The 9,684-nt window shown below is 71.9% G+C and carries 8 protein-coding genes and 1 pseudogene; 5 read left to right on the top strand and 4 right to left on the bottom strand.

From position 1 onward, the window contains the following. A partial coding sequence (locus ABZ848_RS37330) for a serine/threonine-protein kinase (protein ID WP_360839171.1) occupies positions 1-965 on the bottom strand: 965 nt, incomplete at its 3' end. A 161-nt stretch (positions 966-1,126) separates the two neighbouring features. Between ABZ848_RS37330 and ABZ848_RS37325 the strand changes: the two genes are divergently transcribed. Next, the gene (locus tag ABZ848_RS37325) at positions 1,127-2,017 is read left to right on the top strand and encodes an oxygenase MpaB family protein (protein ID WP_360839170.1); all 891 of its coding nucleotides are present in this window, start codon (positions 1,127-1,129) and stop codon (positions 2,015-2,017) included. Here ABZ848_RS37325 and ABZ848_RS37320 read toward each other — a convergent pair. Together ABZ848_RS37320 and ABZ848_RS37315 are read right to left on the bottom strand one after the other, a co-directional pair. Continuing rightward, positions 1,986-3,194 (bottom strand): hypothetical protein, encoded by a 1,209-nt coding sequence (locus tag ABZ848_RS37320; protein ID WP_360839168.1) that lies wholly within the window; start codon positions 3,192-3,194, stop codon positions 1,986-1,988. The two genes, ABZ848_RS37325 and ABZ848_RS37320, sit on opposite strands and share 32 nt — an antisense overlap. Before the next feature lie 220 nt (positions 3,195-3,414). After that, on the bottom strand, positions 3,415-4,764 hold the full coding sequence (locus ABZ848_RS37315; RefSeq protein ID WP_360839166.1) for a ThiF family adenylyltransferase: 1,350 nt from the start codon (positions 4,762-4,764) through the stop codon (positions 3,415-3,417). Positions 4,765-4,982: 218 nt separating this feature from the next. On the opposite strand from ABZ848_RS37315, the gene ABZ848_RS37310 reads away from it, so the two are divergent. Genes ABZ848_RS37310 through ABZ848_RS37300 form a run of 3 tightly spaced genes read left to right on the top strand, consistent with a single transcriptional unit; the run spans position 4,983 to position 8,314 of the window. After that, positions 4,983-6,338 (top strand): M14 family zinc carboxypeptidase, encoded by a 1,356-nt coding sequence (locus ABZ848_RS37310; protein ID WP_360839165.1) that lies wholly within the window; start codon positions 4,983-4,985, stop codon positions 6,336-6,338. 48 nt (positions 6,339-6,386) lie between these two features. Next, the gene (locus ABZ848_RS37305) at positions 6,387-7,397 is read left to right on the top strand and encodes a hypothetical protein (protein WP_360839163.1); all 1,011 of its coding nucleotides are present in this window, start codon (positions 6,387-6,389) and stop codon (positions 7,395-7,397) included. After that, entirely contained in the window at positions 7,394-8,314 is a 921-nt protein-coding gene (locus tag ABZ848_RS37300) for a squalene/phytoene synthase family protein (RefSeq protein ID WP_360839162.1), read from the top strand. The genes ABZ848_RS37305 and ABZ848_RS37300 overlap by 4 nt, the downstream gene beginning before the upstream one ends. Here the strand turns inward: ABZ848_RS37300 and ABZ848_RS37295 are convergent. Further along, positions 8,208-9,302: pseudogene (locus ABZ848_RS37295) on the bottom strand (zinc-binding dehydrogenase); the annotation flags it as partial. The gene ABZ848_RS37300 and the pseudogene ABZ848_RS37295 sit on opposite strands and share 107 nt — an antisense overlap. On the opposite strand from ABZ848_RS37295, the gene ABZ848_RS37290 reads away from it, so the two are divergent. After that, positions 9,301-9,663 (top strand): hypothetical protein, encoded by a 363-nt coding sequence (locus tag ABZ848_RS37290; RefSeq protein ID WP_360839160.1) that lies wholly within the window; start codon positions 9,301-9,303, stop codon positions 9,661-9,663. The pseudogene ABZ848_RS37295 and the gene ABZ848_RS37290 sit on opposite strands and share 2 nt — an antisense overlap. The last annotated feature ends 21 nt before the right edge of the window (positions 9,664-9,684 follow it).

Here is a 9,684-nt window from a genome sequence, read left to right as displayed (position 1 = left end):
CCCGACATCCGCCCGCTCCGCAAGTGCAAGCGGGTGCGGCTCGGTGGTGCGGGGCTGCTTCTCGCGGGCGGGCTCATAGCCGCTCCGGGGGACGGCCCGGTGCCGGGCTGCCCCGCCGCGACGCGCCGCAGCTCGGCGCGGACCGCGCCCGCCGAGGGCCGCTCCTGCGGGGCCTTGCGCAGCAGCGCCTCGACGACGGGCCGCAGCGGGCCCAGCCGTTCGGGCAGTACGGCCTCCTCGTACGCCACCGCGTGCAGCGTCGCGGGCGCGGCCGGCCGGCGGAACGGGGACTGCCCGCCGCAGACCGTGGCGAGGGTGACGCCGAGCGACCACAGGTCGGAGGCCGGCCCGGCCTCGGCCCCGGTCACCCGCTCGGGCGCCATGAACTCCAGGGAGCCCACGAGTTCGCCGGTGGTGGTGAGGAAGTCCCCGTCGTCCAGGGCCGCGATGCCGAAGTCGGTGAGCACGGCGTTGCCGTCGCGGCGCAGCAGGACGTTGGCGGGCTTGACGTCGCGGTGCAGGGCGCCGACGGCGTGCACGGCCTCCAGCGCGTCGAGCAGTTGCAGCCCGACGGCGGCCGTGTGCTCGGGCGGGAGCGGTCCGGTCTCCTCGACACGACGGGCCAGCGAGGGCCCTTCGACGAGCTCCATGACGATCCACAGCCGGTCCTCGTCCTCGACCAGGTCGTGCACCCCGACCACATGCGGATGCGGCACCCGCGCGACGGCCCGCGCCTCCCGGGTCGCCCGGCGCAGCCGCACCCGGTGCTCCTCGTCGCCGAGGCTCAGGATGTGCAGCTCCTTGACGGCCACCGGGCGGTCCAGCACCTGGTCGTGGGCCCGCCAGACCGTGCCCATGCCGCCTCGGCCGAGGACGTCGTACAGCAGGTACCGGTCGGCGATCAGCCGCTGCGCACCGCGTTCGGACCCCGTCGTCGCTCGCTGGTCGCCTTCTTCGGATATCACGCGCTCGCTCACGTTTCCTTCCCGGCGGAACTGCGCGCCCGCCGGCAGTCGTCCGTTCGAACGGCCCGAGCATAGCGAGCGCTTGTGTGTCGCATGCGGTCAACTGCCGTGTGATGAAGGACCTTTGAGTGATGTCGGGGAAGCTGCGGAGAGGACCGGCCGTGCGCCGTGGATACAGGTGGGTGGACCGTGAACTGGCGGGAATGGACCCGGAGTCGGACTGGGAGCGGATGGTCTCCCTGTACGTCGGCCATCGCGTCCCGGAGTTCGCCCTGGCGATGATGATCTATCCGGGCACGATGCGGATGATGCAGCCGCCGCCGACCGCCGCCACCCTGGCCCACACCGGGAAGCTGGAGACCAGACCCCACCGGCGTTTCCAGGACGGGAACGCCTTCCTGACGGCCTGGATGGTCGACGGCCCGACCAGCCCGGCGGGCCGCGGGGCGTCCGAACGCCTCAACCGCATCCACCGGTCCGTCGCCCGCCGCACCCCGCACCTCCCCGGCAACTTCGACGACGTCGACGACTTCGTCTACCCCCTGGTCCTGCTGGCCACGTTCGGCGACCGCCTGCAGACCTCGCTCGGCCTGCCCGGCACGAGCGAACCCATGAAGAGCGCGTGGCACCACTGGGCGCAGGCGGTCTTCCGCCAACTGGACCGCGAGTCGGGCCCGTTGGCCGCGGAGCGGTTCCCCGAGGACTGGACGGCGATGACGGAGTTCGCGCAGAAGTACGACGCGAGGCCCTACGAGCCGACGGAGGCCGGCCACCGCGTGGCGACCGCGATGATGGACCACTTCGCCGAGCGCTGGTTCCCGCGCCCCTTACGGCCGTTCGCCCGCGACATAACCCGCTACCTCGCCGGCGAACGCGTCTGCCGCCTCCACGGGATCGGCTGGCCGCCCCCGCACCGCGAACGCCTGGTCCGCCTCTTCCTGAAGTCGGCGTTCCGCGCCCAGACCCTGCTGCCGGACTACCGCACCCCACTGCCGGAACGCCTCCGCCGCACCACCTCGCCTAAGGTTTACGGCGGTTCCGCCACCAGGTGACCAGCCAGAGGACGTTGATCCCGCCGAGGGTGAGGAGTACGGCGGCCGAGTCGGCGTTGCCGGCGAGGCCGTGGCCCGGTCCGATTCCCCGGACCGCGCGGGCGAGCAGGGTGATGTCGGCGGGGAGGGTGACGACGGCCATGAAGCCCAGGCAGGCGATGGTGCCGACGACGAGGACGACGCTGTAGACGCGGACGGCCCGGCGCTCGTGCGGGGGCAGCGGGGTGCTCGGATCGGGGCCGCGCTCTCGGCGGAGCGCTCGCCGGGCGACGTATCGGGCGTGGGCGAGTCCGTCGCCGTACAGGTTCCGGCAGCCTGTGAGGTCCTGGAGGACGAAGTAGAGGTCGGTGCGGGTGAAGACCATGCACTGGAAGGGCAGCGGCATCAGGGCCAGGAGGAGGATCGCGGCGAGGATGCGGTGGAGGATCGTGCCGGTGTCCATGGCGGCGAGGGCCAGGACGAGCGCCGACGCGACGGAGAGGTTGACGGCGATGCCGGCCAGGTAGGCCGTCAACCGGTGGCGGCGGGGGGCGAGTTCGATGCCGCTGATGTCGGTCTGCATGACGAGGAACTGCAGCCGGGTGCCCAGCCGCATCCGCCCCGGTACGCCCGCGGCCCGCGCGGTGACGAGGTGCGCCAGCTCGTGCGCGAACAGCAGAACCCACCCGATCGCGGCCCCGGTGAGCAGGACCAGGCTGCCGTGCGGGCTCCAGAGCAGGTCGCGGTAGCCGGGGAGCAGGTCGGGACGGCGGACCAGGACGACGAGGGCTGCCGTGAGCAGTGCCGCGACGAGCACGGGAAGCGCGGGGTGCAGCGCGAAGCGGACGGGGTGGGGACGCAGCCACGGCAGGGAGGCGCGCGGCGCGTCGACGTCCGGAACGGCCGAGTCCCCGATCCGGGCCACGAACCCGAGCGCGGCCAAGTCCCGCACGAAGTCCGGGATGTCGAGCTCCTCACCGGTCTCGTCCCACAGCACCTCGGCGGTACGGGCCACACTGAGCCCCTCGCCGAGCAGCTCCACGGCACGCGCGCCGGCGGCAGGGAGGGCGACGAAGGTGCGGGTGGCCATACGACCGACGATCCACTCGTCACCGTCACGCCGTACGCCGAGGTCGTGGAGGAGGACGCTGGCGGACGGGTCGATGCGGGGTGGGTCGTCGGCGGTGGGGGCGGTCACGAGGGAGCCTCGGGGGCGGGGTCGGTCACCAGGAGTCCTCGGGGGCGGGGGCAGTCGTGACGGGTCCGCGGCGGTGGGTCGGTGAGGGTGGGGTTGGTGGGAATGGGGGCGGGGTCGGTGGGATGGGGGCGAGGTCCGCGGGATGGGGGCGGGGTCCGTGGGATGGGGGCGAGGTCCGTGGGATGGGGGCGGGCATGACTCGTCCTCGCGGCGGTGTCCGTCACGGTGTTCCCCTTGGGCCTGGATCCCCGCAGGCTGCGCAGTCCGGCCGGCGCTCCGAGCGTTGCAGGATGCCGTCGCCCGGTGTCATGAGGTTGAGGCCGAAACGGCACCCGGGTTCCACCGGCGGTATCCCGCACAGCAGCATGAGCGCGGCATGGGCGAGCAGACTGCCGGACAGCCCCGCGGTCACGGCGTTGACCGGGTTCCACGGCATCCGGGGCGAGGCGACATCCTCGTCCTGACCGGGCGCGAGGCGCAGATCACGCCGCTCGATCTCGGCAGCCCGCAGACACTCCCAGCACGCCCCGTGCCCCGGCGCGAAGACCCCGACACTCACGAGAGGCCCGCGATAACCGGCTTCCGCCCACGCCGTACCGGAGGCGAGACAGACCTGGTTGACCCAACGGCGGATCACGGCGGGCCGGTCGGCGGCGAGGAGCAGCACGTCGTACGCCGATCCGGCGCGGGGGGTGTCGGGGTCACCGGGGCTGTCGAAAGCGCCAGGGCCGCCCGGGCCGCCGGAGCCGTCGGAGCCACTGCGGTCACCTGGACCGTCGGAGCCGTCGGAGCCACCAGGATCACCGGGGCCGCCGAAGTCACCGGAATCACCGGAGCCGTCTGAACCACCGGAGTCACCTGGGCCATCGCCGCCGTCCTGGCCCCCGGCCAGCAGTTCCTCCAGATCCCCCGGCCCCCGCACCTCCCGCCGCTCCCCGGTGACCGTCACGTCCGAGTTCAGCGCGCGCAGAGCCGCCAGCGCCACGTCGAGCTTCGGCCTGCCGAGATCCCGTTCCCCGAAGAGCGTCTGCCGGTTGAGGTTGGAGAGCTCGACGACGTCCGGCTCGACGCAGTGCAGCAGCCCCACCCCGGAGGCCACCAGATCCCGCGCGGCCGCACCCCCCGTACCCCCGACACCGACCAGCAGAACCCGTGCCCGCCGCAACCGCACCTGCGGCTCCCACGCGCTCTCCCTGGGCCGGAGGTCCATCCAGCGCATCAGGGTCATGCCCCTGCCGTACCGCTCACGTTCCCGCTCACTCAGCTCGGCCGGCGGCGCGACCCCGACGTCCTCGACGTACCCGGCCGCGGCCAGGTCGGTGACCGCCTCGACGATGTCCGCTTCCGTCAGCCGGAGTCCGGGATGACGACGGGACACCTCGCCCACGACGCCCGGCATGTCCCGCGTCCCGTCCATCGCCTCGACCAGCGTCCACACCCAACCGTCGGGATCCTTGACCTCGGCCCCGATGCCGTGGACGACGCTGCCGATCCGCACATGGCCGTCGACGGTCCGATAGGCCCGGTGCTCCGGCTTGATCCGAGGCCGCCGCAGAGTGTGCACCGTCATCTTCACGCCAATCTCGTGAACATCAACTACGCGCAGAACAACGGACGTTGACAAGCCTCACCGGCAGAGCGAACTCTGGCAAGAGCACATCGACCACGGCACGTCCCAGCCACCAACGGGAGGACACGGCATGGCGAACAAGATCGAGATCCGTCCGCTGGACAAGAAAGAGACGACCAGCGAGAGCAGCGGCAACGGCGGCTCCTGATCAGCCGCGGATGCCGGACCAACACCTGGACCGCCACCTGTACCGATATCCGGACCGACAGCTGGTGCGATATCCGGGCCGGTATCTGACGGTCGAGGAAGTGGCCGACTCGGCGCGGAAGTTGGTGGCCCGGTGCCCCGGGACCGCCCGCCTGCGCCGGGTCGGTACGTCTCGTGCGGGCCGCCCGATCGAGCTGCTGTCCGTGGGCCACGGCCCGTACCACGTCCTGGTGGTGGCCCGCCCGCACCCCGACGAACCGGTCGGCGGCACGACGGCACTGGCCCTGGCGAACCAGGTGGCAGGCGGCGACGGCAGTTCGCCGGCGACGGACCCCGCCCGCACCACCTGGAACATCATCCTGTGCCTGGACCCGGACGGCGCGGCCCTGGGCAAGGGCATAGAAGCGGCGACGGCGCCCCCCGCCCCCACCCTCCACGACTACTACCGCACGGCCTTCCGCCCGATCGCCGCGGAACAGCCGGAGTGGGCCCCGATCGAGTCACGGCAACTCCCGGAGACCCAAGCCCTGTTGACGGTCATCGACGAGCTGCGCCCGTTCCTCCAGTGCTCCCTGCACAGCGTCGAAGCAGGCGGTACCTGGGTCCAGTTGACCCGCGCCCTACCCGAACTACCCACCCCTTTCCTCGCGTCGGCCACAAACCTCGGCATCCCCGTCCAGCACGGCACCTTCGACGCCCTGTACTGGGAGAACCCGGCCCCCGGCATCCACGTACTGCCCCCACCGCACAGCACGGCCCGCCTGGCGCCCGGCTCGGAGAACATCGCCCTGTCCACGTGGTGCGCGCCCCAGCGGTACGGCGGACTCACGGCGATCGTCGAAGTCCCCATGTGGGCGACGGACTTGGCCGACGACCCGACCCCGGACCCGGACCCCGTGTCCGCCCTCCGCGACCTGGCCACGCTGGTCCGTGACGGCGGCCGCCAGGTGACCACCGTCCTGGACAAGGCACGCGCCTTCCTGCCCCCACCCGAGACCGACGCGTCCCGCCGGGTACTGGAATGGATGGCCGACGGCCTGTACGACCTGGTCGCCACCTGCTGGGAACCACTCACCCGCGAACCCGCCCCGCGCCCCCTCCCCCGCGCCCAGATCTGCGCCCTGGACATCGTGGCCCGCCGCCAGCCCCTCCGCGCGGCAGGCCTCCTCCTACGCCTCCTCCACGCGGCCCCCGACCCCGCGGCGCCGGCCCTCCACCAGGACCTGACCGACCTCTACACCACCTGGTGCACCGCCTTCGAAGCCGCCCTGCGCCTGCGCTGGGTGCCGATACACGCCCAGGTGGAACTCCAGACCCGGGTGGTGGTGGCAGCAGCGGAAAGCGCACTGCCCGCGCGGATGCCGTAACATCAACTTCCCTTCCCGATCGGCCACTTACCTCCCGGAACTGCCCGCATGCCAGACAGAGACACGGCGGACACCAGCGACTCTCCGGACACCGGCGCCACCACGGACAGCCACGACACGGCGGGCTCCGGCCCGCGCCCGTCCTTCCTGGGTGACGTGATCGAGGGCCTCTTCCCCGACGCGGCCGACCCGGACCGCCGCCGACGGAACCGGAAGATCCTCATCAGGGTGGCCTGGGTGGCCGTCAGCTCGCTCGTGCTGTTCCTGCTCACGAAGGGCGTCGACCAGCTGTCCTCGGAGCACGACGCACGGGTGGCGAGCGACGCCGACGACAAGGTCGACCGGGAGGGCCCGGCCTTCACCGCGAGCGTCCGGCAGGACACCCAGTACGCCGAGGCCTCCCTCTTCGACGCCCCGTTCACCGACGCCGAGAAACGGCAGGTCGTCGGTCCGCCGCACGACCTGAACCCGTTCGGCACGGCCCACCACGCCCGCCCGGTCTTCTACTCCGACGTCTGGCACCCCTCGATCCGCGGGGACTGGTGGGGCTACTCCGAGGCCTGGCTGGTGGACCTCATCAGCGACCGCAAGGCCGCCCTGGCCATCAACGGCATGCGCATGAAGGACGTCAGCTGCACCCCGGCGAAGGCCGACACCGTGATCGTCTCGCGCGGTGAGGGCGAGGGCAGCTACGCCGGAATCCTCTTCGACGTCAACCGCTCCACCAGCGTCCCGGTGATCACCGGCAGCGAGGAAAAGCACTACGGCGAGCCGTACTTCACCGAGAAGAAGATCGACCTGGGCAACGGCGCCACCCCCGGAGGCCTCCGCATCCAGGTCACCTCCGGCACGAAGGACTGCACCTGGAAGGCCTTCGAGGTCACCTACGTCGACTCGAAGGGCACCCACACCCAGGACATCACGAACAACGGAAAGCCCTTCAGCGTGCACGGCATCGCGGAACACCCCAAGCAGGTCTACGAGTTCAACGTCAACGGCATCAAGGAGTGCACTCCGCTGGAGCACGGGCAGTACACCTGCCCGGAGGACAAGAGGTGACCGGAGTGAGCACCTGGGGGCGGAGCCTCACCGCGGCGGGAATCCGGGAACCCCGCCTCCGCGACGACTACTCCCAAGGGCGCCGGCTGGTGTCCCGCTTCCGCCGGAGTTCCTATCTCGCGGCCCGGCTGCTGCTGCCCCCGGAGACGCTGCCGCACGTCGTGGCCGCGACCGCCTTCATGCACCACGGGGACAACCTCCTGGACACCGGCCCGAAGCAGCAGCGGATCGAGGCCTGGGCCTCCTGGGAACAGCGCGTACGCAAGGCCCTGGCCCAGGGCGCGGCCGACGAACCGCTGATCCGCGCGCTGCTCCACACCATCACCGCGTACCCACGGCTCCACGGCACGGTGGAGGAGTACCTCGCCACCGCCCACACCGACCTCGACTTCACCGGCTTCACCTCCGAGGCCGACTACCAGTCCTACGTCGACTCCTACTCCCTCCCCTCCTTCATGCTCCTCGCCACCCTCCTGGGCCCGGAGCGCGACGACGACGGCCGCTACCGCGCGATGTGCCGGACCCTCATGGCCGGCAGCCAGCGCCTGGACTTCGTCAACGACCTCGCCGAGGACACCGCGGAGGGCCGACCGGGCATCCCGTCCGAGACCCTGGCCCGCTTCTCCCTCACCCCGACGGACCTCACCCCCACAGCCCTCACGGCGGGCCACGAGCCCCCGGGCCTGCGCGAGCTGCTGGCACACGAGATCGAGACGGCCCGCACCGACCTCCGCAAGGCCCAGGAACTCAGCGCACAGCTCCCGCCCCTCAACCAGCCCCTGCTGACCGCCTTCACCGAGATCGAACTCCTCACAGCCGACACGGCCCTGACCCGCGGCCCAACCCTCCTGCACGGCTCCGCCCGCCCACCACTCCTGGCCACGCTGCGAATCCTGCGCGAACAACGCCGCCGCTGATCCGCCCTCGCGGTGTCCTAGAACCATCCGACGAGAACGATTCGTGCCGCGGCCCGGTCCGCCCGCCGCACCAGGCGTCAAGGGCCAGCAGCGTCTTCACCGCGCGGCGTTCGTCCATCGCCCGGTAGCCCTCGGCGGCCTGGTCCAGGGCCAGGATGAGGTCGAAGACCTTGCCGGGGTTGATGCGGCCGCTCATGACGCGGTCGACGAGGTCGGGCAGGAAGCGGCGCACGGGGGCGGGGCCGCCCTGTACGGCGACGTGAGAGTAGAAGAGGGCCGTGCCGTCGAGGCTGACGCCGTGCGGGACGCCGGTGATGCCGACGCCGCCGGGCCGGGTGGAGTTCAGGGCCTGCTCGGTCGACTCCTGGGTGCCGACGCACTCCAGGACCCGGTCGGCACCGATACCGCCGGTCAGGTCCTTGATCCGGGCCACGCCCTCCGCACCGCGCTCGGTGAAGACGTCGGTCGCGCCGAACTCGCCGGCCAGCTTCTGCCGGGACTCGTGGCGGGACATGGCGGTGATCCGCTCGGCACCGAGTTCGCGGGCGGCGAGGACGGCCGAGAGCCCGACGGCTCCGTCACCCACGACGGCGACGGTGTCACCCGGCCGCACCCCGGCGGCGACGGCGGCCCACCAGCCGGTGCCCATGACGTCGGAGCAGGCCAGCAGGTCGGGGACCTGGGCCTCGGTGGGCAGTTCTGGCGTGGCGACCAGGGTGCCGTCCGCGAGCGGGCCACGGACGTACTCGGCCTGACAGCCGCCCACGAACTCACGGTTCAGGCAATTGCTGGGGTAACCGTTGACGCAGTTCGGGCAGGTGCCGTCGCTCGCGAAGAAGGACCCGACGACGAACTGGCCCGTACGCACGGTGGTGACCTCGCGGCCGACCTCCTCGACGATGCCGACGTACTCGTGACCGACGGGAGCGGGGTCCCTGGCCGGGTTGATGCCGCGGTAGTCCCACAGGTCGGAGCCGCACACGCAGGTGGCCACCAACCAACTGGCCCGCGCCCTGTACGAGGAGGCCCTGGACACCGCCGAACAGCCCCCGAACCTGGCCCGCTTCGTCTTCCTCGACCCACGCGCCCGCCGCTTCTACCGCGACTGGGACGGCATCACCCACGACGCGGTCGGCAGCCCCCGCGCCGAGGCCGCCCGCACCCCCGGCAACACCGACCTCGCCGACCTGGTCGACGAACTCGCCGTCGGCGATCTGGACCTCGACTACGACGCCCGGGACATCCCCGCCGACCCCGCCCTGACGATCGTCACGTACACCCTGGCCCCGACGGCACCACACGCCCCCGCGTTCCTCCGACTGCAGCAGCACAGCAGCGAGGAGGCATGAACAAAGGGGCCTGAACCCGAA

The sequence above is a fragment of the Streptomyces sp. NPDC047081 genome, from assembly GCF_040643775.1.
In the GTDB taxonomy this organism is placed as follows: domain Bacteria; phylum Actinomycetota; class Actinomycetes; order Streptomycetales; family Streptomycetaceae; genus Streptomyces.
Note: the sequence above shows the minus strand (reverse complement) of the source record. Positions and strands in the feature narration are given on the sequence as shown.